The following is a 23,568-nucleotide window of genomic DNA, read 5'->3' as shown; positions in this document are numbered from 1 at the left end:
CGGTATGTCGGACTCGGACGACTTCCGTCTCAATGCACTGGCGCGCTACCGCAAGACGTCGAGCCAGCTCGCGCTGGAGGTCCACAGCCATTGCGAGGTGCCCGCGGGCTGTGGCGGCGTGGTGCTTCGCTGGCGAAGGCCCGGCGCGTCCATCGGCCTGACGCTGTCCTCCTACGTGAAAGGCGTCCCGGACGGCCTGTTCCTCGATGGGAATCCCCTGGTGGAGCAACGGATGAACGTCACCGCGGGTGCGCACGTCCTGTCTTTCGAAGTGAATCGTCCCGGCGACGCGGGCTTCGTCCTGATGCGGGCCCGGCTGAACCCGGAGATCGCCAGCGCGGTTCGCACGGAGCTGGCCTCCGCGCCGGATGGCCGCTGGACGGCCACGACACGGCCACCGCCCGAGGGCTGGCGCCTTCCAGACTTCGCCGACGCGGGGTTCGCGCCGTTGGTGGAACGGCCCGTTCCCGAACCGAATTCGAACGAGCGCTGGCGGTGGCAGATGCTGCAAGGTGACGCCACGGGCCTGGGCCTGGTTTCGAGCGCCACGAAGGCCTGGGTGCGGTGGTCCTTCCACGTGGACGATGAGGGCTTCAAATGAGCCGCCCTTCCCTGGTGCTCATTCCGCAGCACTTCGGCGCCCTCCTCTTCGACCGGCGCTCTTCTCGCTACATGCCCTTCGACGCACCCGCGGCGGCCGTGCTCACCCGCCTCACCGAGCACACCGCGGACGACGTCATCGGCGATGCGGAAGATGACGACCGGGACGCCGTCATCGGGCTCGTCCAGCATCTGTCGACGAAGGGCTACCTGCGGTTGGATGGCCGGCTCGCGGCGGCCCGCATCGACCGGACGCCCCCTCCCGACCACCTGCTGGGCCCGCTCGCCGTCCACCTGGAGGTCATTGGCGCGTGCAACCTCACGTGCACGCACTGCTTCGCGGGGGAGCTGCCGCGCAACCAGTCCCCGCTCTCCGTGAAGGAGATGGACGCGCTCTTCGCGCAGCTCGCTGGACTGGGCAGCTTCCGGCTGGGACTCACCGGCGGCGAGCCGCTGATGCGCAAGGACCTGCTGGACATCCTCGACGCGGCGACGGGCCACGGGCTCCACCCCTGCATCACCACGAACGCGCTCCTCATCGACGAACGGTGGGCGCGTGAGCTCGGCAGGCGCGAGCTGGTGTGGCTGAACGTGTCGCTGGAAGGCGCCCAGGCGGGGACGAACGATGCCGTGCGTGGGGCTGGCGTCTTCGACCGGGTGATGGAGAAGCTCGCGCTGCTCGGCCAGCATGCGCGCTTCACCCTCGCCTTCACGCTGACGCGCGACAACGTGGCGGAAGTCGAGGCCTGCGTCGCGTTGGCCCGGCGGGTGGGCGCGCATACCGCCGTCTTCCGCCCGCTGTACCCCGTCGGCACCGCTACCCGGCACCCGGAGCTGATGCCCACGTTCGACGGCTACGTGGACGCGCTCACGCGGCTGGAGCGCGTCGAAGCAGACTCGGACCTCTTCGCGCTCGACCCCTTCAGTCCTTCAGCGAGGGAGGAGCTGCGCGGCGTGGTGACGGAGGGCCCGGGCTGCGGCGCGGCGAACACGGTGGCCTCCGTCTCCGTCCAGGGCAACGTGAATCCATGCAGCTTCCTGGGCCGGGCCTTCGAGTCCGGCAACATCCGGACGCGGCCGTTCGAGGACATCTGGCGTGACGGTCAGGCCTTCCAGCGCCTCCGCGCGAAGCAGGCGGGAGACCGCTTCACCGGAGGCTGCCGCGCGCGTGCGCAGTTCTACAATGGCTCCGCGTTCGCGGAGGACCCCTGGCAGGCCCAGGTTCAGGGCCCTGGCCAGAAGTCAGACCCACTGCCCGTGCTCGGCGCGGCGCGGGGACAGGGGGGCGCATGTCGGTAATCCAGGCCGCGCTGGGGAAAGCTCGGGCCCAGCGCGCCAGTGGAGACCTGGAAGGCGCCGCCGCGACGCTGGATGCGGTCGCCTGGCAGGCGCGAGAGGACGTCCTGCCCCTGCTCCAGGACGTGTTGGAGCAGCTCACCGTCATCGAGAACGGCTTCGTGTTCCGCTATGTCCCCGCGGGCACGTTCATCATGGGCAGCGACGACGGCGATCCGGACGAGCGCCCGGCCCACGCGGTGACGTTGTCCGCGTTCTGGATGAGTGACACGCCGCTGTCCTGGAGCGCCTTCGCCCGCGTCCTGGACTGGCCCGAACCGCCCGAGTTCCCCACGGACGAACAGCTCGGCGGATTCGCCGACGGCTTCGAGTACTTCAACGACTCGAAGATTCGTTTGCAGTACTGCGAGAACGACACCCTGCAGGCCAGTGACTGGCACGCCCACGACATCCACACTCGGTGGAGAGCGGGTGACGGCGTCGTCAAGACGTCACAGGACTTGTTCGGCACGCCAGAGCGCGCGGGCGAGGGCCCCTTGCGCTATGACCAGAAGCCCATGGTCGCGGTCGCCCCTTCGCTCGCGGAAGGCTTCGCGCGACGCTTGAGCACGCCTTCCGTCACCTATCGCCTGCCCACCGAAGCCGAATGGGAGCGCGCGGCGCGGGGCTGCTTCCGGGGCGCCGCGTACCCTTGGGGGAACGAACCTCCGGACGCGAGCCGCGCGGACTTCGACCGCTTCAACGACTTCTCGCTGCGCCCCATGCGCGCCTTCCCGCCCAACGACTACGGCCTCTTCGGCATGGCGGGCGGCGTGAGCCAGTGGTGCCAGGACCACTACGACGCCGACTCCTACCGGCGCTCGCCGAAGACGTCCCCCCTGTGCGTGCTGGGGGAGGACATCCCCGAGCGCATCCACGTCCTGCGCGGCGGCTCGTGGGCGGACTGCGCGGACGCCCTGCGCGTCAGCTTCCGCTCCGCGAGCGCCACCGGGGCGGCGCCCAACATCGGCTTCCGCCTGGTCCGGGTTCCTTCGCGGAGGTGACGCGAGCGGCCCGTGAGCCGCCCTACCCCACGGCGGCGGCGACCGGAGCCGCATCAGCGGGCTCCGCAAGCGCGTCGAAGCTCTCGAACGGGTTCTCCAGCATCTCCCGGAGCGTGTTGGCGAGCACGCCCGCGTGGAACCCGTCGATGAAGCGGTGGTCGAACGTGGCGTTGATGTTCATCACCTTGCCCGGCACCACCTTGCCGTCCTCCACCACCGGCACCTCCTTCACCGCGCCGGGCGCGACGAAGATGGGCACGCGCGTGTACGGCGCCAGCGGGACGTAGGCCGTGTCCAGCCCCAGCGAGCCCACGTTGGTGATGATGGCGGACCCGAAGGCGTCCTTCGGCATGCCGAACCGGCTCATGTCCAGGTTCAGCGTGTACATGAAGAAGGACAAGAGCCAGGTGAAGGTGTTGAGGAACAGGTAGGGAATCTTCTGGATGGTGCCCTTGCCCTTCTCCAGGGCCACGTCCCGGCGCTCGCGGACGCGGCGCACCGCCTCCTCCAGGTCGTTGGCGATCTCCTTCAGGTTCTTCTTGTCCGCGTCCTCGATGCGGGCCGACGTGAGGTCCACCTTGCCGCCGTCCGTCTGGACGACGAGCGTGGACAGCGTCACGCGCTGGCGCAGGTAGATGCGGTTGAAGCGGAGGATGGCGTTCGCGTCCGGGCAGCGGCGCAGCGCCTCTCCCATGGCCTTGGCCACCAGGTGCGTCACCGTGAGCCGCACGCCCGTCCGCTGGCGGAAGGCCTCGATGTACGCCATCGCCTTGTCCATGCGGACCGTCAGCGTCCCGTACACGGTGGGGTCGTACGCCGTCTTCCAACTTCCAATCGCAAGCTTGCGAAAGCTCGACAGGTCCCGTTTGGGGATCAACTCCAGATGCGCCATGGCCCCAGTGTCGCCGCATGGCCCACCTCAAGGGAAGGGCGGGCCCCCCGGCCAACGCCCCTGCCCGCCTCGGACTCAACATGACGCACCGGGTCGCTGTTCAAACCCCGGCTTTCCAGGAACAACCCTGCCAGTCGGTCGCTTCATCCACGACCTGCCGGACCGAAGAATTCACTGGAAGTATAAAATTCACGGCATTCATTGCATGACACGCTCTCTGCGGACGTCAATTCCAAGCAACGTCAATCGATTCTCGCGAGAGGTCGGGAAGACCCATTTACATTCAGTGCCTAGGCGGAAGACCATACGCCCTCCATGGCTGGCTTCCGCTTCTGTTCCGCCCTCTTGCTGATGTTTGCCCTCACGTCCTCGGCCCACGCGGCCGAGGCGGGCCCCCCTGTCAACGTGCTCGACGGGTGGCGCTTCCGGTGGGGTGACTCCCCCGTGGGCTCCGATGGCACGCCCCTGTGGGCGAAGGAAACGGGGGATTCAAAGGAATGGCGGACCACCCCCGCGCTCGTGGCGCCGGAGGGACGCGGCGACCACAAGTTCATGTGGCTCAGCATCCCCATCCCCGATGGCGGCTGGACGGAGCCCGCGCTGTACCTGGGCGAGGTCACCCACGCGTTCGAGGTGTACGCGAACGGCCGGCACATCTACACGAGCGGCAAGATCCGGCCGGACAGCTACGAGATTGGAGAGAACCTGTCCTGGCACATCGTGCCCCTGCCGCGCGACATACCGGGCACGCGCGTGCTGCTGCGCATCCAGTCCAGCAATCCCAACATCGGCGTGGCCCAGGCCGCGCAGGTGGGCTCGCGGTATGACCTGCTGGTCTACGTGACGCGCCAGGGCCAGGCGCCCTTCGTCATCTGCTGCCTGCTGATGGCGGTGGCGCTCGGCGCGGGTGGCGCCTTCGCGCTCCACTGGCGGCGGCGGATGCTGGCGGGCCTGGCGGTCTCCGCGGCCAGCGGCGGCATGATCCTCCTGGGCCTGAGCGGCATGCCCACGGCGCTGTGGGGTTCGTCCGCTGGCGCGACGCTGGGCACCACGGTGGGCATCTTCCTGCTCGTCGCCGGTCTGATGGAGTTCGTCTCGGACGCGCTGCTCGACAACCGGCGCGGCTGGTTCCAGAAGGCGGCCATGGTGTTCTCGCCCGTGGCGGGCCTGTGCGCCCTGGCGACGCTCCTGGACCTGGGCATCGGGCAGCGCATCCTCGTGCCCTACCTCCCCATGGCGATGGTGGTGCTGTTGGTGGTGCTCTCGGTGGCCATCACCCAGGCGTGGATGGGCAACCCGGACGCGCGCTTCTTCGTCGGCGGCTTCGCGGGGCTCGTCATCTCCATTGTCCTCACCATCCTCCCCGTCATCGGCCTGGTGGGCTGGTCGCTGGGCAACGTCACGCACTGGGGCTACGTCGCGTTGACGCTGTCGCTGCTGGGCATCGTCACCCGCCGCTCCATCATGGTGGTGCGCACGCTCGAGGCGCACACCCACCAGTTGGAGGCGCGCGCGCAGGAGGTGCGCAACCTGGCCGAGCGCATGGGCAACGGCGCCGGCGAGCTCGCCACGGTGGTGCAGCAGCTCCGCTCGTCCAGCGACGAGCAGACCGAGGGCGTCAGCCGTCAGGCCGTGGCGCTCCAGGAGGCGGAGCAGACGGTGAAGGAGATCCGCCGCAGCTCGCAGATGACGGCGGAGAAGGCCAGCGCGCTCGCGGCCTCCGCGGAGAGCGCCGAACAGGTGGGCCGCGAGGGAACGGCCGCCCTGGAGCGCACGCTGTCGGACCTGGCGGCCATCCGCACCGAGGTCTCCGACATGGCCCGGCGCATCTTCGCGCTCGATGAGCGCACCCGCGAGGTCTCCGGCATCGTGGACTCCGTGAAGGACCTGGCGGACCAGTCCAACATGCTGGCCATCAACGCCGCCATCGAGGCGGCGCGCAGCGGCGAGAGCGGCCGTGGCTTCGGCGTGGTGGCCCGGGAGATGCGCGGCCTGGCGGACCAGTCCATCCAGGCCACGCACCGCATCCGCGAGGTGCTCGACGGCGTCAGCAACAGCATGCGTGAGGCGGCCCGCTCCAGTGAGAAGGGCGATGAGCGCGTGCGGCTGAGCCTCGACGCCGTGCGGACCTCCAGCGCGCAGTTCCAGCAGCTGGCCGACATCATCGGCGACACCAGCTCCAGCGTGAGGCAGATCACCGCCGCCGTCAGCGCGCAGGACGCGGGCACCCACCAGATGGCCCAGGCCATCCAGGAGCTGTCCGGGCAGATGCAGCGCACGCTGAAGACGGTGCAGGAGACGCAGGAGGCCACCCGCTCCGTGCAGTCGCTCGCGGAGAGCATGTCCGGCATGGCCAGCCAGACGCTCAAGGCGGAGGGCCTCTCCGTGCCCGCGGCACAGGCGCAGGCGCGCTGATTCCGCGGCCTCCACCTCCGAGCCCGGCGGCCCTCGGGGCCACGGCTCGGAGGCTCCGGCGGGCGCTGGAAGCTCAGCCCAGCGCCTCCTCCAGGAAGGGCGCCGTCTGGCTGAAGGGCAGGCCCACCACCTCCTCCGGTGGCCCCGCCACCACCACCCGCCCGCCTTTGTCTCCAGCGCCCGGCCCCATGTCGATGACCCAGTCGCTGGCGGCCACCACGCGCATGTCGTGCTCGACGAGGATGACGGTGTTGCCGGAGGCCACCAGCCCCTCCAGCTGCGTCATCAGCTTGTCCACGTCGAAGGGGTGCAGGCCCGTGGTGGGCTCGTCCAGCACGTACAGCGAGCTGCCGCGCTGGGCCCGCTGGAGCTCCGTGGCCAGCTTGATGCGCTGGGCCTCGCCGCCGGACAGCTCGGTCGCCGGCTGCCCCAACCGCAGGTACCCCAGCCCCACCTCCCGCAGGACGGCGAGCGGCCGCTGCACCAGCGGATCCTCGCTGAAGAAGTCGTGGGCCGCGTCCACAGTCATGCCCAGCACCTCTGCGATGTTCTTGCCCCGGTACTGAATCTCCAGCGTCTTGGCGTTGTAGCGGGCCCCCTGACACGTGGGGCACGGCGCGTAGACGCTGGGCAGGAAGAGCAGCTCCACGCTGACGAAGCCCTCGCCCTCACACGTCTCGCAGCGGCCCTTGGCCACGTTGAAGGAGAAGCGACCCACGTCGTAGCGCCGGGAGCGGGCGGCGGGCGTCGCGGCGAAGCGCTTGCGGACGTTGTCGAACAGCCCCGTGTAGGTCGCCAGGTTGGAGCGCGGCGTGCGGCCAATGGGCTTCTGGTCCACCTGCACCAGGCGCTTGATGCCCTCCATGCCGGAGACAATCCTGCCGCCGGTGGTGTGGATGACCGTGCGCTCCAGCGCCTCTCCCTCCTCCTCGGTCTCCGGCACCGCGTGGCCCAGGTGTCCGGCCACCAGTTCCACCAGGACCTGGCTCACCAGGCTCGACTTCCCGGAGCCGGAGACGCCCGTCACCGTGGTGAGGACACCCAGCGGGAAGTCGACGTCCAGCGCCTTCAGGTTGTTGCGCGACACGCCCCGCAGGCCCAGCCAGCCCTTGGGCGAACGCCGCGTGCCGCGGCGCTGCTCCGCGTCGCCGAAGAGATAGCGCCGCGTCCGGGACACCTCCACCGCCTTCAGTCCTTCGAGCGGACCGCTGTAGAGAATCTGTCCGCCCTGCTCGCCCGCGTCGGGCCCCACGTCGACAATCCAGTCCGCGTGGCGGATGACGTCCACCTCGTGCTCCACCACGAACAGCGAGTTGCCCGAGCCCTTGAGCTGGTCCAGCGCCTTCAGCAGCGCGGCGGTGTCCGCGGGGTGCAGCCCGGCGGACGGCTCATCGAGCACGTACACCACGCCGAACAGGTTGGAGCGCACCTGCGTGGCCAGCCGCAGGCGCTGGAGCTCGCCAGGAGACAGTGTGGGCGTGCCGCGCTCGAGCGACAGGTAGCCCAGGCCCAGCTCCGTCAGGACGTTGACGCGCTCCAACACGTCATGGGCGATGCGCTGGGCCACCAGCGCCTTCTCCGGATGCGCGCGGGCGAGCGTGGCCACGTCCTTGGCTGTCCCAGCCGCCACGGGCGCGAGCAGGTCCGTGAGTTTGTTGAGCGGCAGGCGTGACAGCTCGCCGATGTCGAGCCCCGCGAAGGTGACGGACAGGGACTCGCGGCGCAGGCGCTTGCCGTGGCATTCGGGGCAGTCGCCGCTCACCAGGTACTGCGAGACGCGCCGCTTCATCAGCGCGCTCTGGGTGGTGGCGAAGGTCTGGAGCACGTAGCGTCGGGCCCCCGTGAAGGTGCCCATGTAGCTGGGCGGCGCCTTGCGCTTGAGGGCCCGCTGCGTCTCGGCCGGCGTGAAGCCCGCGTAGACGGGCACCGTGGGCTGCTCGTCCGTGAAGAGAATCCAGTCCCGGTCCTTCTTCGGCAGCTCCCGCCACGGCCGGTCCACGTCGTAGCCGAGCGTCACCAGGATGTCGCGCAGGTTCTGGCCGTGCCACGCGGGAGGCCAGGCGGCGATGGCCCGCTCGCGGAGGGTCAGCGTGTCATCCGGCACCATGGACCGCTCGGTGGCGTCGTAGATGCGCCCCAGGCCGTGACACTTGGGGCACGCGCCCGCGGGCGTGTTGGGCGAAAAGGCGTCCGAGTCCAGGTGCGGCTGGCCCCGCGGATACGTGCCCGCGCGCGAGTACAGCAGCCGCAACGAGTTCGCCAACGTCGTCACGCTGCCCACGGACGAGCGCGTGGTGGGCGCGCCGCGGTGCTGCTGGAGCGCCACGGCCGGGGGCAGCCCGTCGATGGCGTCGACCTCCGGCACACCCGCCTGGTCGATGAGCCGGCGCGCATAGGGGGCCACGGATTCGAAGTACCGCCGCTGCGCCTCCGCGTAGAGCGTGCCGAACGCCAGCGACGACTTGCCCGAGCCCGACACGCCGGTGAACACGACGAACGCGTCCCGAGGGATTCGGACGTCGAGGTTCTTCAGGTTGTGCTGACGCGCGCCGCGCACCTCCACGAAGCCCTGCTCGGCGGTCCCTGAAGAATCTGGTTGCTGCTTCGAACGACGAGCCCTGGCCATGCGCCCCACGCTGAGTTGTCAGAAAGGGATGAACTGCGGCGGCGTTGTACCCGAGGCGAATGTGGGAGACACGCGGGAACACGGGCGATGGCTCAGGGCCCAACGAACGCTCCCGGGCTCACAGGCCAGGCAGCGTCAGGAGCACCCGCGCGCCCGGGCCCGGGCACTCCACCACGCGCGCGTCGCCGCCATGGCCCCGCGCCACCTCGCGCACGAGACTGAGCCCCAACCCCACGCCTCCCGCGTCCCGCTCCAGGCGGTGGAAAGGCGTGAAGACGTCCTCACGGTGAGTCTCCGGGATGCCGCGCCCCTCATCCTGCACAGCGACTTCCCAGTGCGCGTCCCGGTGCGCCAGCTCCAGCCGCACCTCGGACCCAGGAGGCGCGTAACGGAGGGCGTTGGCCAGCAGGTTGTCCACCGCTCGACGAACGGCCATCGCATCCATCCGGCAGCCGGCTTCATCGGGGCCCACCACGCGCAGCGACACACCGCGACGGTCCGCCTCCGCCCACGCCCCCGCGGCGGCTTCGTCGAGCAGCCCGCGCAACTCCCCCTGCTGCAAATCGAGGGCACCGCCCGCCGCCGACAGCTCCAGCAGCGCGCCGGCGACGCTGGACAGCCGGTCCACCTCGCGGCGGTTCTCCTCCAGCACGGCGCGCAGCACCTCCGCGCCCCGCTCGCGCCGCAGCGCCAGGTCCAGCCCGGTGCGCATGAGGGCCAGCGGCGTGCGCAGCTCGTGCGCGGCGCGCGCGATGAGGCGCTCCTGCGCTTCACGCGCCGCCCGCACCCGCACCGCGGCCTCCGTCAGCGCCAGGCGCACCTCCATGATTTCGTCCCGAGGCTCATCCGCGGGCACGGGGGCCACCATCCCGCCATCGCGCGAGTGGGCCACCTGGTCCGCGATGCCGTGCAACCTTCGCGCGAGCCCCCTCGCCTGCCAGCCCTGGATGCCAATCAGCACCCCGCCCAGGAGCAGCGCCAGCACCGTGGCCACGGAGGTGAAGGTGCCCACCGCCTGGTCCACCGTCCCCAGGGACGCCACCAACTGCAGGACATGGGGCACGCCCTCCGGCGAGCGCACCTGCACCGTCAACACACGGAGCCGCAGCCCCGTGCCGAGGCGCCGCGTCTCCAGCCGCGACGTGGGCCCGTCCTCGGGCAGCACCCGGTCGTAGACGGTCGGTGATTCGGGCGGGAAGACGGCCAGCAGCGTTCCATCCGGCCCGTAGAGCCGGGTCGCGGGGACGAAGGCACGCACCTCTCCCGCCAACGGAGAGGGCTCCACGTGCAGGTGCGGGCGCCCATCCGGAGCGTCGAAGAGGCTCACGCTCTCCGCCGCGGCCTGCGACAGCAGGGCTTCATCCAGGGTGCGCTCGAGCACCACGCGGAACACCTGGACGGCCACGCCCAGCGCGGCGACCACCGCCACCACGGGCACCACCGCGCCCCACAGCCACATCCGCCGGACCAACCTCACCGAGCGCCCTCAATCACCAACCGGAAGCCCACGCCACGCACCGCCTGGATGGTCACCCCTTGCGCGCCCACCTCGGCCAGCTTCGCGCGCACGTAGCCCACGTAGACGTCCACGATGTTGGGGGGCCCGTCGAAGCTGGGGCCCCACACCTTCGCCAGCAGGCTGGAGCGGGTGTGGACCTCGCCCGCGCGCGAGGCCAGCTCCCCCAGCAGGGCGAACTCGCGGCCCGTCAAGGCCACCTCCCGGTCGCCACACGTCAGCGTCCGCCGCCGGGCATCGATGTGGATGGGCCCTCCACCCCAGGACGGGGTCTGGCCCTCGGAGCGGCGGTGCAGCGCCTCCAGGCGCGCGAGCAGCTCCTCGAAGGCGAAGGGCTTCACCAGGTAGTCATCCGCGCCCGCGCGCAGGCCCGTCACCCGCTCGCCCACCGTGCCGCGGGCGGTGAGCATCAGCACCGGCGTCATCAAGCCGCGCTCGCGCCAGCGCCGCAGCAGCGCCACGCCGTCCATGCCGGGCAGGGCCCAGTCGAGGATGATGGCGTCGTAGGCCACCTCGCCCGCCTGGTCGAGCGCGTCCTCCGCCGTGCGGCAGGTGTCCACGAGGTGGCCCTCTTCCCCGAGCCCTCGCCGGAGGAGGTTCGCCATCCGCTCCTCGTCTTCCACCAGCAGCAGCCTCACGGCACCGGCCTCCCTTTCCCCATCATGCACGCGCCTGCGTGCGCGTCCCACCCGCGAACCACGGGTAGAGCGTGGGGAGGATGACCAGGGTCAGCAGCGTGGAGGTGATGAGCCCGCCCACCACCACCGTGGCCAGGGGCCGCTGCACCTCGGCGCCCACCCCGCGAGCGAGCATCATCGGGATGAAGCCCAGCGCCGCCACCAGCGCCGTCATCAGCACCGGCCGGGCCCGCTCGCGCGCCGCCATCACCACCGCCTCCGCGGGAGCATGGCCGTCCGCTTCGAGCCGCTGCTCGCGCGACATCAGCACGACGCCGTTGAGCACCGCGATGCCGGACAGCGCGATGAACCCCACCGCCGCGGAGATGGACACGGGCAGGTCCCGGGCCGCCAGCGCCATCATCCCGCCCACGCACGCGAACGGAACGTTGGCGAAGATGGCCAGCGCGGGACGCATGCGGCGGAAGGCGAACAGCAGCACGGCGAAGATGAGGAGGGCCACGGCGGGGAGCACCAGCGAAAGCCTTTGCCGTGCCTCCGTCAAGGTCTCGTATTGTCCGCCCCACTCGAGCCGGTAACCATCCGGCGGAGCGAGCGCCTGCTCCACGCGGCTCCGCGCCCGCTCCACCACCGTCCCCAGGTCCGCGCCCCGCACGTTGAAGCCCACCACCAGCCGGCGCTGCCCCCCTTCCCGGCTCACCAGCCCAGGCGAGGACGTCAACCGCACATCCGCCACGCGGGAGAGCGGCACCAGGCCCCCCGCCTGCGTGGGGAGGGGCAACTCGGCCAGGGCGAAGGCCTCGGACGCGCCCGTCAACCGCAGGACGATGGGCACGCGCACCGACCCATCCCAGGTGGCGCCCACCTCCACGCCGCTGCGCACCGCGCTCACCGCCTCCAGCACGTCCACCGCGCCCAGCCCCGCGCGGGCCGAATCCAGCGGACGAGGCGTCACCTCGAAGAGCGGCACCTCCGGCGGAGCGAGTACCCGCACGTCCACCGCCCCCGGCTCCTGGCTCAACAGCGCCGCGGCCCGGCGTGCCAGGCGCCCGAGTTCGGTCAGGTCCTCGCCGTAGATGCTGAGCGCCACGTCCGTCACCGCGCCGCCGAGCAGCTCGTTGAAGCGCATCTGGATGGGCTGCGTGAAGGAAGGGTCTCCGCCTGGGACGCGGGCGTCCAGCACCTGCCCCATCTCCTCGATGAGCGACTCACGGGTGAGCCCGGGCCGCCATGCGTCCCTCGGCGCCAACGACACGAAGACGTCCGCCATCTCCAGGCCCATGATGTCGGTGGCCACCGCGGGGCTGCCCACGCGCGAGACGACCTGGCGCACCTCCGGAATCGCTTCGAGCAGGACGCGCTCCATCCGGCCCGCTTCGCGCACCGCGGCTTCCAGGCTGATGTCGGGGACACGCGTGGTCTGAATCACCATGTCGCCTTCGTCAAGCTGCGGCGTGAACTCCGTGCCCGCGCGAGCGAAGATCCACCCACCCACGCCCAGCAGGAACACGGCCACGGCGGCCACGGGCACGCGCCGGCGCACGCTCTGCCCCAACACCGGGGCGTAGAGGCGCTCGAACCAGCGGACCAGCAACGGCGCACGCGCGGGGACGTGCTCGGGGCGAATCAGCCAGCTCGCGGCGGCGGGGATGAAGGTCAGCGACAGCAGCAGCGCGGTGGCCAGCGCGAAGACGACGGTCATCGCCATGGGCCGGAACATCTTCCCGTCCACGCCGCGCAGGGACAGGATGGGCAGGTAGACGAGCAGGATGATGAGCACGGAGAAGAAGACGGGGCGGGCCAGGGACACGGCCGTCTCCTCGACGTGCTCGCGGGGCGGGCGCTGCTTCTCCTCGGGCGACAGGTGCGCCATCCGGTGGAACAGGCCCTCCACCATCACCACCGCGCCATCCACCAGCAGGCCAAAGTCGATGGCCCCCAGGCTCATCAGGTTGCCGGGGATGTCCAGCGCCACCATGGCGGCCGTCGCGCCCAGCATGGACAACGGAATGGCCGAAGCGACGAGCAGGCCCGCGCGCACGCTGCCGAGCAACAGGAAGAGGACTCCCACGACGAGCAGCCCGCCCTCAAGCAGGTTCTTGCCCACGGTGCGCACCGTGCCGCGCACCAGGGTGGCGCGGTCGTAGACGACGTCCAACCGCACGTCCTCGGGCAGCAGCGCGCGCACCTCGGGGAGCGCGTCGGAGATGGCGCTCGTCACGGCGAGCGCGTTGGCATCCCGGAGCATCTGCACCATGACGTAGACCGTCTCGCCGCGCCCATTGGAGGTGGCGCTGCCGATGCGGGGCAGCGCGCCTTCGGTGACCTCGGCCACGTCGCCCAGGCGCACGGCCATGGCCCCAGGCCGGGGAATCAACGCCTCCGCCAGGTCGGCCGGCACCCGAGGCCGCGCCACGGCCCGAATCAGGACGTGGCGCTCCCCCACCGGGAGGCTCGCGCCCGGGGCGCTGCCGGTGGCGCGCTCCAGCGCGTCACGCAACTGCGCGAGCGTCACGCCCCGCTGGGCCAGGCGCACCGCGTCCGCGCGCACCTCCAGCGTGCGCTGATGGCCTCCCCAGCTGTTGACCTCCACCACGCCCGGCACCGAGCGCAGGCGGGGCGCCACGCGAAGCTGCGTCAGCTCGAGCAGCTGCGCGCCCGTGCGCTCCGGCGAGGACAGCGTGAAGTGAAACACCTCACCCAACCCTCCGGTGAGCGGCCCCAGCTCCGGTGGGTCCACGCCCGGGGGCAGCGTGGGGCCGAGCACGTTGAGGCGCTCCTGCACCTGCTGCCGGGCCCGGTATGGGTCCACGTCGTCCGCGAACACGGCGGTGACGGAGGACAGGCCGTAGCGGGACAGGCTGCGCTGCTCCTCGAGCCCGGGCATGCCGCCCAAGGCCACCTCCACTGGCCGCGTCACCAGCCGCTCCACCTCCTCGGGCGTCAGGCCGGGCGCGCGCGTCAGGACGAGCACCTGGTTGGTGGTGATGTCCGGCATCGCGTCCAGTTCCAGCCGGAGCGACACCGCCACGCCCGCCAGGGCGAGCACGCCCGTGAGGGCCAGGACCCAGCCCCGGTGACGCACCGACCACCGCACGAGGGCTTCAATCACGGCGTCACCTCGTCGCCGTCACCGGCCTGAGCCTCCTGCAGGAAGGCCGCGCCGTCGGCGGCGACCGCGTCCCGGGCGGACAGCGGCCCCCTCACCAACGCCTCAGCGCCGGAGGTGGCCAGCACCTCCACCTCCCGACGCTCGGCCTGCCCCTCAGCGCCGCGCGTGAAGACGACCGTGCGCGCGCTGTCGAAGGCCAGGGCGCGCGCCGGCACCAGCACCGTGTCGTCGCCCGCCGCGGCATGGATGCGCAAGCGGCCACCCTGCCCCGCGCGCAGCACGGCGGCGCTGTCCTCCGGCTCGAACCACGCGCGCCACGTTCCATCCGCGGCGTCGACGACGGGAGACTGGCCCACCCATCGCACCGGAACGGCGATGCCCTGGGACGACACGAAGGCGAAGCTGGCGCCCTCGGGAGGACGCGCGGACAAGCGGGCCTCCAGGCGCGCGGGACCGTCGGCGGCCACGCGCACCAGGGCGGCGCTGGCCTCGGGCTGCATCTCCCCCAGCACCGCGCGCACCTCGGTGACGATTCCGCCGATGGGGCTCTTGAGCCAGACGGTGCCGCGCTCCGCCACGCCCCGGGCCTCCCCGGGAGCGAGGCCCGCCACGCGCAGCACCGCGTGCGCCGCGACCAGGGCGGCGCGGGCCTCGGCCTGTTGCGTCTGGGCGTCGGCCAGGTCGGGCAGCTTCGCCAGGCCCTGGGCATGCAGCGCCTCCAGGCGCTCCACCTGCCGCGAGTAGGCCTCCAGCCGCAGCGAGGCGGCGCTGGCGGCCCCCGCCGCCTCCACCACCTCCGGCATCAGCACCTCCACCAGCGGGGCTCCCGCCTTGACCTGCTGGCCCGGCCGCGCGCGCACCTGCTGCACGCGGGCGCGGAACGGCGCGCAGAGCGCGGCGACGGCGTCCGGGCCGGACAGCACCAACGCGGGGGCCTCCGCCAGGGCGACGCGAGACGCCGCGCGCACGGGCACCCACGCCGAGGGCGCGGACGCGCGTGCGGGGGGCGCCGCGGGAGGGGCCTCCGCGGTGGAGGAACCGGACGTGCACGCCCCGGAGAGAGCGAGCATCGGCACAGCGACGAAACGTCGAACGAAGGGCGTCATGGCAGGGCGGAGAGCAGGAGGTGGAGCCGCGCGGCGGCGAGCGAGGCTTCGCCACGGGCGAGCGCGAGCCGGATGTTGGCGGAGGCACGGGCGCGGCGGGCGCGCAGGACGTCAGGCAGCGTGCTCTGGCCCGCGCGCAGCAGCACGTCAGCCAGCCGCGCGGCCTCTTCGGCCTTGGGCACCAGGGACTCCTCGACGACGGAGAGCTGCGCGGCGGTGTGCTCGCGCTCATGGAACGCCAGGGCCAGCTCCGCGGCGGCGCGCAGCGCGGCTTCCTGGGCCTCGCCCTCCAGGCGCTCAGCGGCGGCGAGGAGCGCGCCACGCTCGCGCTGGCCAGCGTCGAACATCGGCGGCGTCACGCCCACCATCAACAGGCCACTGAGCCCGCCGTAGTACTCACGCACGCCCTGCGCGCCCACCGTCACCTGCCAGCCCCGCGCGGCCCGGACCTCCGCCGCGCGGGCCCGCTCCGCCACCCCCAGCAGCCGCCGGGCCTCCGCCTCTGGGAGCTCGGAGGCGCGCGCCAGCCACCGCGCTTCTTCGGAAGGTGGCGGCAAGGCCACCTCCGGCAGGGCCTCCGCGACCACCAGGTGCGCATCGGGCTGGCGGCCCACCAGCACCGCCAACGACAGCCGCGCGTGTGTCACCTCCGCCTCGCGCGCCAGGAGCGCCAGCCGGGCCTCTGCCTCGAAGCCCTCCGCCTCCGCCAGCTCCAACCGGGTGGCGCCGCCCAGCACCAGCGCCTCCTCGACGGAGGTGCGCAGCGCCCCCGCCAGCGTCGCTTCCTGCTCGGCCGTCGCCGCGGCCTGCTGGGCAGACCAGAGCGTCAGCCAGGCCCGCGCCACCTCCAGCCGTCGGTTCAGCAGCGCGGCCACGGCCTCCCGCTCCAGCGCCCGGGTCTCCGCGCTCGCCGCGTCGCGCTGGGCCCCCGCCAGGTTCGACAGGAAGAGCGGCTGCTCCACCGACACCGTCAGCTCGAAGCCCGAACCGTCGGGCTGGGCGCGGCGCCCCGGCACCACGCTGAGCGTGGGGTTGGCGGCGAGCCACGGCAGCCGCGCGTCCCACACGCGCCGCGCTTCCACGGCGCGCGCCAGGCTCGCGGGCAGCGCGGCCTTCGCGGCCATCGCCTGGGACTCGGCGAAGGTGAGCGGCGGGGACTCTTGCGCCGGAGCCGCGGCGAGGAGCGTGACGAGAAGGACCCACATGCGGCGCACCCTAGGGAGGGCGCCCGCATGCCGCTTGAGGGCATCCTGAGAGAATTCTCAGAGAACCCCTATTGGGTGGGGCGCTTGCGCGGCGCCGCCGCCTGTCTGCACGCCACCAGCAGCATCACGGTGAACGTGGCCACCAGCACGACGACCTCTTCCCAGTCCGCCAGCGGGTCCTCGTTCTCATTGAGCAGCGCCAGGCTGAGCAGGCACAGCACCAGGTGCACGGAGAACACCGGCAGGGACGCGCGGCCCAGCGCCTCCAGCACGCGGGGACGCAGCCAGCGGAACAGCTTGGGGCTCAGCCAGCTCGCCAGCAGCGCCACGGCCAGGAAGTTCACCAGCCGCACGGGCGCCAACGTCCACTTGTCGATGAGGGCGCCGTACAGGTCCAGGTCGATGCTGAAGATGCCCACCTGGTAGCGCATCAGCAGCAACGCCACGCTCACCACCAGCGCCCCGCTGAGCAGCACGGGCGAAACGGCCTCGCGCTTCTCCGGCGCCGTGGCACGGCCCACGCCCAGCCACACGCCCAGCACCCACAGGAACTGCCAGGCGAAGACGTCGAAGGCCCCTGACAGCTCGATGCGCAGCGGTGGCCACGGCAGCACCGGAATGAACACCAGCAAGTCGTAGAGCGAGCGCTTCAAGCCCAGCTGCGCCGACAACCACACCAGCCCGCTCAGACACAGGATGCGCGTCCACCCTCCCTTGCGCGCGCCCAGCAGGATGAAGGGCGTCAGCAACAGCAGCACGACGTAGAGCGGGAGGATGTCGAGCAGCGGCGGACAGTAGAGCAGGAACAAGCTGCTCCACAGCGCGGTGACGGGGTCCTCGTGGAAGAAGCCCAGCAGGTTGTGGATGGCGGGCCGGTGCGTCGCCATGCCCAACGTCCCGATGACCGCGAACGCGAAGGCCAGCAGCGCCACATGGTAGCCGTAGACCTTGAGCGCACGCTGCCAGAGGCTGCGCCACAGCACGTTCGGGTCCGCCACTTCGAGCTTGTTGGCGTACACCACGCCCACGAGGAACGCTGACAGGAAGACGAAGCCCTCGGCCGCGGAGACGAAGCCGAAGGGCTGGTTGCTGATCGTGTTCAGCCGCGTCGGCAGGTGCGTCAGCGTCATCAACACGAGCAGGATGCCGCGCAGGCTGTCGAACTCGGGTCTGCGGTTCATGGAGGCGAAGGTCGGCTTGAGGGGCGCTTGGGGCAGGTGGGCCGTCGAGGATGTCCTCAACGGAGGATTCCACACCGTGCATAGCCCATTCCGACAGGTCAGGCCCAGCGCCCGCCCGCGGCTCAGCCCAGCGCGTCGAGCAGGACCTTCACCGCGTCACGCGTCGGGCCCGAGGACGTGTCCACCACCGTCCTCAACATGCCCTTCGCCTGCCCCAGCGTCGCGGGCTCCACCTCTTCCAGCGCGGACAGCGCGGCCCCTCGCAGCTCTGGCGCATCCACCGAGGAGAGCTGGGTCTGCAGCAGCGACAGGGCCGGCTGCGCGGGCGCCCCCAGGCGCAGCAGCGCCACCGCGGCGCAGGCGGCCACGGAGGGATTCGCGTCCTGGAGGTGCCCCGCCACGGCCTCCTGCACGGCGGGCGACGCGGGGCCGGTGAGCCCCAGCAGCGACAGGGCCTCCACGCGAATGGCGGGCTCCGACGCCTCCAGTGCGCGGCGCATCGCCTCATGAAGGCCGGGGAGCGCGGGCAGCGCCCCACCCTTGCGGCGCGCGTCCTCCACCAGGCTCCGCAGCGATGTCAGGGCCAGGTAGAGCCGCGTGCCCTCCGCGGTCCGCGCCTCCTCCAGCAACGCGGGCGTGGCGACCTCCGGAGCCAGTGACGCCAGCGCGCCGAGCGACTCCAGCGCCGCGCCCGCCACGTCCTCCTCCGCCTTCAACAAGGGCACCAGGCGCGGCAGCAGGGGCACCGCGGCGTCCCCAACCCGCCCCACCGCGCCCGCCGCCGCGCGCCGGACCGCGGGATGCGCGTGGCCCAGCGCCGCCTCCAACGCGGCGAGCTGCGCGGGCGCGACGCGGCACACATTCGCCAGCACCAGCGCCGCGTCCTCCACCGCCGGGTGGCCCGCCTCCAGCCCCGTCAGGGCCGCCGTCACGGCGCGCACGGCGGCGTCCGCGAGCCGCGCCGGCGGAGGCCACCAGGCCAGCTGCAGCACGGAGAGGATGGGCCCCACCGCGGCGCCCGGCCGGGCCATGGCATCCAGGAGGAACTGGGCCGTCCGCTCCCGGAGGAGGTCGTCCTCCGCTCCCAGTGCGTCCCCCAACCACTCCTGGGCTTCCTCCTGCTCGGGCCCCGATGACGTGGAGAGCAGGACAACCCATTCATCGACCGAGCGGACGCGGTTCACCAGAGATTCCTCGAACGAAAATTGCCGGGTGGGACGCAACCCAGGCAAGGCTCGGGCGATAATCCCGCCAAGCTTCCCGATTTCCAAGAACGAGACTCCATCATGAGCTACCGCATCCGGTCGGGTGACACGCTGTCGGCACTCGCGAACCGCTACGGGACGTCCGTGTCCGCGCTCGCCAAGGCCAACGACATCAAGAATCCGGACCTCATCTACGCGGGCGCCACGCTCAAGATTCCGGGCCGCAGTGACGACTTCCAGGCGTCCGGCGGGGCCGCCGCGGGTGGTGCGAGCGGGGGCCGTGCGGGCGCCGCTGGCAACGCGGGCGCCGCGGGAACGGATCCAGGCCGCTTCGGCTCCAACGCGGAGCGGCTGGCCGCCTCGGCCCGCTCCATGGCGTCCAGCATGAACACGACCGGCTGGTGCGCCAAGGGCGTCAACCGGTCCCTCGCGGCCGCGGGCCTCCACGTCAACCCCCTGCCCTCCGCGTACATGTACGGGAACGTGCTGGCGCGCGACTCGCGCTTCCGCGAGGTGCGGCTCTCGGACGCGCAGATCCACCAACTCCCGCCGGGCGCCATCGTCGTCACCGACGCCTACAACCGGCCGGGCAACCCCCACGGCCACATCGCCGTCACCCTGGGCAACGGCATGGAGGCGAGCGACCACGTCGCGCGGCTCAGCACGGGTGGCACGCAGCGCGTCTTCATTCCCGTCTGAGCGGACTCCACACACAGTCCGCGTAACAGCGAGCGCAGTACACACGCACGCTCCGTAACTGGCTAGGCTACGCGCGCCACGGGTCCACCGGGCGCCGCCGCCAGCAGTGGCAGCGCATCCAGGTCAGGACCCGCGGCTGCACGGCGGGCCCGTCATGGCCCTCTCACTGCCCGGCACCACCGGGCACAGGAGAACCTGGATGCGCGCATCGAAGAATCCCCAGCGCTTGCTGCACGCGGCACTCCTCTGCGCCCTGTCCTGGAGCGGCCAGACGCTGGCCTCCGGCGCGGAGGCGCTTGCCCCCGCCGGCGCGAAGGCGCGGCCCCATCCCCAGAACGCGAAGGCCCTGCTGCACGAGGAGCGCCTCCTCGCGTCCGAGCCGCACCTCACTCCGCCGCCGCTGCCCGACTGTCCCGGGATGATTGACAACGGCGTCGTCCGGCTCGGCGTCGCGCCCGCGGGGCACCTCAACCTCCCCTGTCCCACCAACCCCATCTCCAGCGGCACCTTCGGCACGCGCACGATTGGCCTGCGCTACCTGCCCACCAACGGCGAGGCCGCCGCGCCAGGCAGCGCGTGTGAAGGCTGGGGTGTCGCGAGCGCCGACCTGGGCATCTCCGGCCACAGCTCCGCGGACTGCGGCGCGTCCTCCAACCTCACGGTGGAGCTCAACGCGCCGTCTCCCATCTCCACCATGTCCGTCGTCCGCGTGGGGAACACGTTCCGGGTGACGCACATCTACAGGCCGTCGCCCGTGACGAACCACCTGTACCAGGTGGACGTCCTCATCGAAAACATCGGCACGGCCTTCGTCTCCGACCTGCGCTACACGCGCGGCATCGACTACGACATCCTGCCCAACACCTTCTCCGAGTACGTCACCGTCGCGGGCACCGCGGGCAACCCCTGGGTTGTGGGCGCGGTCGACAACAACTTCGTGTCGCTGGACCCGCTGGCCCTCAACTATTCGCTCATGGGCGGCACGGGGGACTTCTCCAACGTGGGGCCCGGTGACCTGGGCGCGCAGCTCGACTTCCGGTTGGGCGCGCTCGCCGTGGGACAGGTCCTCTCCTTCCGCATGTTCTACGGCGCCGCGGGCAACGAGCCGGACGCGCTCAGTGCCCTGTGGGCCGTGGGCGCGAGCACGTACTCGCTGGCCAAGGGGAACTGGAACGGCACCGGGGATCCGCTGAGCCCCACCGGCGCCCCCACGGGGACGTTCGGCATGACCACCGGCCAGCCGAACACCTTCATGTTCGGCTTCCGCCCGCCGGAGTCGCCGACGAGCTGCACGGTGGAGTGCCCCGGCTTCCTGTCCCATGGCGTCTACACCGTGGACCACGCGGGCACCCTGGACCGCTGCGTCGTCAACGGCCAGTACGCGAACAACACCGTGGCCGTCACCTCCCTGTTCGGCGAACGCGTCGAGTTCACCTGCAACGACTACGGCAGCCCGCACGGCAATCCGTGCAATGTCGGTCCCGGCGCTGACACCTGCAACCTGGCGGCCTTCCAGAGCCTGTGCAGCAGCCCGGCGTTCGCGCGGTACTGCCTGTAGGCGACGCCGCGCTCAGACCTTCAAGCTCGACGGCGGCGGCGCGTCCGGAACGCGCCGCCGCAGGAGCGAAGCGCCCACCAACAGCGCGACGCCCGCCGCCACCGCCCCACTGGTGAAGGGCGCACCGGGCCCTATCCGTGAGTAGAGGAAGCCGCTCCACACCGGCCCCACCACGCGCGCGAGCCCGCCCGCCGACTGCACCACGCCCAGCACCCCGCCACGCAGCTCGCGCCCCGCGAACCCGGAGGCCAGGCTGGCCATCAGCGGCTGCAACAACCCCGTCCCCGAGCCCACCAGCACCATGGCCAGCACCAACATGGCCCCGTGGCTCGCTGCGGCGATGCACGTGAGCCCGGTCCCCATGCACGCGGCGCCCACCAGCACCAACGTGGTGTCCCGGACCCGACGTGTCAGCCAGCCGATGACGAAGGCCTGAAGCACGAAGGTGACCAGGCCCATCAACGCGAAGAGCCGACCGATCTCCAGCTCGCCCCAGCCGAACCGCGCCTGGGCCAGCAACCCCAGCGACACCTGGAGGTTCGTCATCCCGATGAACACCAGGAACGTCAGGGCCAGCACCGCGCCCAGCCCGGGCCGGGCCAGGACGTCGGACAGCCGCACCCGGGGACGGCCTGGCTCCTCGTGCCGCTCCGCCCGCGGGCGGTGCGTCTCCGGAAAGAAGAAGAACACGCCCAGCATCGCCGCCGCCGCCATCACCGCGCCCGCCAGCGGTGGCGCCCAGGCGCCATGCACATGGAGGACGCTGCCGATGACGGGCCCCAGCACCATGCCCAGGCCAATGCCCGCGCCGACGAGGCCCATGGCCGCGGCCCGCCCACGCTCCTCCGTGACGTCCGCCACCGCCGCCTGACACGCCGCCAGGTTGCCCGCGGTGGCACCCGCGAGCAGCCGCGACGCGAACAACCACGGCAGCCACTGGACGTGGGTGGAGTACGCGAACAGGGCCATGGAGATGGCATTGCCCAGCAGGCTCAGCAGGATGACGGGACGGCGCCCCACCCGGTCCGACAGCCGCCCCAGCACCGGCGAGGCCACGAGCTGCGCGAGGGAGAACAACGCCAACAGCACGCCCGCCGTCGTGGCCGTCCCGCCCATGGACTCCACGTAGAACGGCAGCAATGGGATGATGAGGCCGAAGCCCACCAGGTCCAGGAACACCGTGACGAAGACGAGCGCCCGTACCCGTCGCTGCACGTTCCGGGGCACGGGAGAAGTCCATGATGGCGGGGGCATATGCCAGATGATTGACGCCCCTGCCCGCCAGGGGAACAGGTTTCGCGTCCGGCGAATGGCCAGCTTCAGCCATGATAGCCTTTACATCCCCGAAAACCCTGCACACCGACAGGGACCCAGCCTCGGGGATTGAGAGGAACGTCACCATGTCTTCCCGCCGACACCGTCTGTCCTGGAGCGTCGCCGTCCTGCTGGCCTTCGCGGCGACCGCCGCGAGCGCGGAGTCCCCTGAGCCCAACGTCGCCGTGGCGAGCGCGGCGGAGTGCTCGCAGAGCGTGCAGTCCGACGCGGAGTTCAGTGAGGGCGACCTCTCGGGCCTCGCCTGTGTGACGGTCCGGTGCAGCTCCGACCAGGAGTGCCGTAACGCGTGCCCCACGGCGCGCACGGCGACGTGCTCCTTCAATGCGTGCAGCTACACGTACAGCGGCGGTGGAGGCGGAGGCGGCGGTCCGACGTGTCCGTCGACCCGGTGCATTGATGACGCGGACTGTGTCTGCCGCGGCGTCCAGGGGTACTGCGCGAACCGGGCCTGCGCCTACTGAGACGCACTGCCCGCCAGGGTCCGCCTCAGCGCCGCTTCGCGGGAGGCGGGCCCACGGGCCTGGGGACCAGCAGGTCCTCGAAGAGGGAGAACACCTGCTCCGCCCCACGCTGGAGCGCCGGCACCCCGCTGTGCGCCCACTGTTCTAGCAGCCACCCATCCGTGGCCTGTCCGATGCCCATGAGGGACGTGAGCAGCAGGGACTCCGGCATATCGCCACGCACCGCGCCCAGCGCGCGCCCGTCCTCCAGGACACGCTGGAACCACGCCACCAGCGGCCCTTCGAAGCGCAGCCACGCCTCCTGGAGCTTCGGATGGGTGCGCGCCTGCGACATGCTCCGGAGGAGCCGGGCCGAACGCTCGTCGTTCACGATGTGCGTCGTCAGCGCGAAGTAACGCGCACGCAGGGCGCGCCAGAAGCCGTCCGCGTCCGCGGGCCGCTGCCAGGCGCCGAAGCGCCGCGCCAGCGTATCCAGCGTGAGGGCCAGCACGGCGGCGTACAGGTCGTCCTTGCCCTCGAAGTAGTAGTACGCGACGCCCTTGGAGAAGCCCGCGCGCTCCAGGATGCGGTTGTAGGAGGCCCCATCGAAGCCGTGCTCCGCGAACTCCTCCGCGGCCACGTCGAGGAGTGTCTGTCTGCGCTCGGGGTCGAGCCTGCTGGCGCGGGGACGGGGCATCGGA

Annotated in this window: 18 protein-coding genes; 7 read left to right on the top strand and 11 right to left on the bottom strand. The window is 71.6% G+C overall.

Annotated features, from left to right (window positions below; all coding sequences use genetic code 11):
- The first annotated feature begins 4 nt into the window (after window positions 1–4).
- From HV826_RS02770 to HV826_RS02760, 3 genes are read left to right on the top strand one after another with little or no spacing between them, the layout of a single operon-like run.
- Window positions 5–601 carry a hypothetical protein gene (locus HV826_RS02770; RefSeq protein WP_217917050.1) on the top strand — a complete coding sequence of 199 codons (597 nt, stop codon included), beginning with the start codon at window positions 5–7 and terminating at the stop codon, window positions 599–601.
- Window positions 598–1,899 carry a radical SAM protein gene (locus HV826_RS02765; protein WP_176415452.1) on the top strand — a complete coding sequence of 434 codons (1,302 nt, stop codon included), beginning with the start codon at window positions 598–600 and terminating at the stop codon, window positions 1,897–1,899. Before HV826_RS02770 ends, HV826_RS02765 begins: the two co-directional genes overlap by 4 nt.
- Window positions 1,890–2,939, top strand: a complete 1,050-nt coding sequence (locus tag HV826_RS02760) for an SUMF1/EgtB/PvdO family nonheme iron enzyme (RefSeq protein WP_176415451.1) — start codon at window positions 1,890–1,892, stop codon at window positions 2,937–2,939. Before HV826_RS02765 ends, HV826_RS02760 begins: the two co-directional genes overlap by 10 nt.
- Before the next feature lie 22 nt (window positions 2,940–2,961).
- Here HV826_RS02760 and HV826_RS02755 read toward each other — a convergent pair whose 3' ends face one another.
- The gene (locus tag HV826_RS02755; protein ID WP_176415450.1) at window positions 2,962–3,831 is read right to left on the bottom strand and encodes a 2-oxo acid dehydrogenase subunit E2; all 870 of its coding nucleotides are present in this window, start codon (window positions 3,829–3,831) and stop codon (window positions 2,962–2,964) included.
- A gap of 315 nt (window positions 3,832–4,146) precedes the next feature.
- On the opposite strand from HV826_RS02755, the gene HV826_RS02750 reads away from it, so the two are divergent.
- On the top strand, window positions 4,147–6,246 hold the full coding sequence (locus HV826_RS02750; protein WP_255207725.1) for a methyl-accepting chemotaxis protein: 2,100 nt from the start codon (window positions 4,147–4,149) through the stop codon (window positions 6,244–6,246).
- Window positions 6,247–6,319: 73 nt separating this feature from the next.
- On the opposite strand, the gene HV826_RS02745 is transcribed toward HV826_RS02750, so the two are convergent.
- From HV826_RS02745 to HV826_RS37965, 8 genes are all read right to left on the bottom strand, one after another.
- Window positions 6,320–8,872: an excinuclease ABC subunit UvrA gene (locus HV826_RS02745; RefSeq protein ID WP_176415449.1), complete on the bottom strand. Its 2,553-nt coding sequence runs from the start codon at window positions 8,870–8,872 to the stop codon at window positions 6,320–6,322.
- Between the two features lie 118 nt (window positions 8,873–8,990).
- A complete protein-coding gene (locus HV826_RS02740; protein ID WP_176415448.1) occupies window positions 8,991–10,349 on the bottom strand; it encodes a HAMP domain-containing sensor histidine kinase in 1,359 nt (452 codons plus the stop codon).
- Window positions 10,346–11,026, bottom strand: a complete 681-nt coding sequence (locus tag HV826_RS02735; RefSeq protein ID WP_176415447.1) for a response regulator transcription factor — start codon at window positions 11,024–11,026, stop codon at window positions 10,346–10,348. Before HV826_RS02735 ends, HV826_RS02740 begins: the two co-directional genes overlap by 4 nt.
- 22 nt (window positions 11,027–11,048) lie before the next feature.
- A complete protein-coding gene (locus HV826_RS02730; protein ID WP_176415446.1) occupies window positions 11,049–14,138 on the bottom strand; it encodes a CusA/CzcA family heavy metal efflux RND transporter in 3,090 nt (1,029 codons plus the stop codon).
- The gene (locus HV826_RS02725) at window positions 14,135–15,208 is read right to left on the bottom strand and encodes an efflux RND transporter periplasmic adaptor subunit (RefSeq protein ID WP_255217013.1); all 1,074 of its coding nucleotides are present in this window, start codon (window positions 15,206–15,208) and stop codon (window positions 14,135–14,137) included. Before HV826_RS02725 ends, HV826_RS02730 begins: the two co-directional genes overlap by 4 nt.
- A 32-nt stretch (window positions 15,209–15,240) precedes the next feature.
- Window positions 15,241–16,449 carry a TolC family protein gene (locus tag HV826_RS02720; protein WP_217918473.1) on the bottom strand — a complete coding sequence of 403 codons (1,209 nt, stop codon included), beginning with the start codon at window positions 16,447–16,449 and terminating at the stop codon, window positions 15,241–15,243.
- A gap of 68 nt (window positions 16,450–16,517) precedes the next feature.
- Window positions 16,518–17,630 carry an OpgC domain-containing protein gene (gene opgC, locus HV826_RS02715; protein ID WP_255217012.1) on the bottom strand — a complete coding sequence of 371 codons (1,113 nt, stop codon included), beginning with the start codon at window positions 17,628–17,630 and terminating at the stop codon, window positions 16,518–16,520.
- 122 nt (window positions 17,631–17,752) lie between these two features.
- Window positions 17,753–18,814: a HEAT repeat domain-containing protein gene (locus tag HV826_RS37965; protein ID WP_176415443.1), complete on the bottom strand. Its 1,062-nt coding sequence runs from the start codon at window positions 18,812–18,814 to the stop codon at window positions 17,753–17,755.
- A gap of 102 nt (window positions 18,815–18,916) precedes the next feature.
- Between HV826_RS37965 and HV826_RS02705 the strand changes: the two genes are divergently transcribed.
- Both HV826_RS02705 and HV826_RS02700 read left to right on the top strand, forming a co-directional pair.
- The gene (locus HV826_RS02705) at window positions 18,917–19,534 is read left to right on the top strand and encodes a LysM domain-containing protein (RefSeq protein WP_176415442.1); all 618 of its coding nucleotides are present in this window, start codon (window positions 18,917–18,919) and stop codon (window positions 19,532–19,534) included.
- A gap of 199 nt (window positions 19,535–19,733) precedes the next feature.
- Window positions 19,734–21,092, top strand: coding sequence for a hypothetical protein (locus HV826_RS02700; protein WP_255217011.1), 1,359 nt, complete (start codon window positions 19,734–19,736; stop codon window positions 21,090–21,092).
- A gap of 12 nt (window positions 21,093–21,104) precedes the next feature.
- Here HV826_RS02700 and HV826_RS02695 read toward each other — a convergent pair whose 3' ends face one another.
- Window positions 21,105–22,319 carry an MFS transporter gene (locus tag HV826_RS02695; protein WP_176415440.1) on the bottom strand — a complete coding sequence of 405 codons (1,215 nt, stop codon included), beginning with the start codon at window positions 22,317–22,319 and terminating at the stop codon, window positions 21,105–21,107.
- A gap of 173 nt (window positions 22,320–22,492) precedes the next feature.
- Between HV826_RS02695 and HV826_RS02690 the strand changes: the two genes are divergently transcribed.
- Window positions 22,493–22,888 (top strand): hypothetical protein, encoded by a 396-nt coding sequence (locus tag HV826_RS02690; protein ID WP_176415439.1) that lies wholly within the window; start codon window positions 22,493–22,495, stop codon window positions 22,886–22,888.
- 25 nt (window positions 22,889–22,913) lie between these two features.
- On the opposite strand, the gene HV826_RS02685 is transcribed toward HV826_RS02690, so the two are convergent.
- The gene (locus HV826_RS02685) at window positions 22,914–23,564 is read right to left on the bottom strand and encodes a TetR/AcrR family transcriptional regulator (protein WP_176415438.1); all 651 of its coding nucleotides are present in this window, start codon (window positions 23,562–23,564) and stop codon (window positions 22,914–22,916) included.
- Window positions 23,565–23,568: the final 4 nt, after the last annotated feature.

It is taken from the genome of Myxococcus sp. AM010 (assembly GCF_013372585.1).
Lineage (GTDB): Bacteria > Myxococcota > Myxococcia > Myxococcales > Myxococcaceae > Myxococcus > Myxococcus vastator.
Note: the sequence above shows the minus strand (reverse complement) of the source record. Positions and strands in the feature narration are given on the sequence as shown.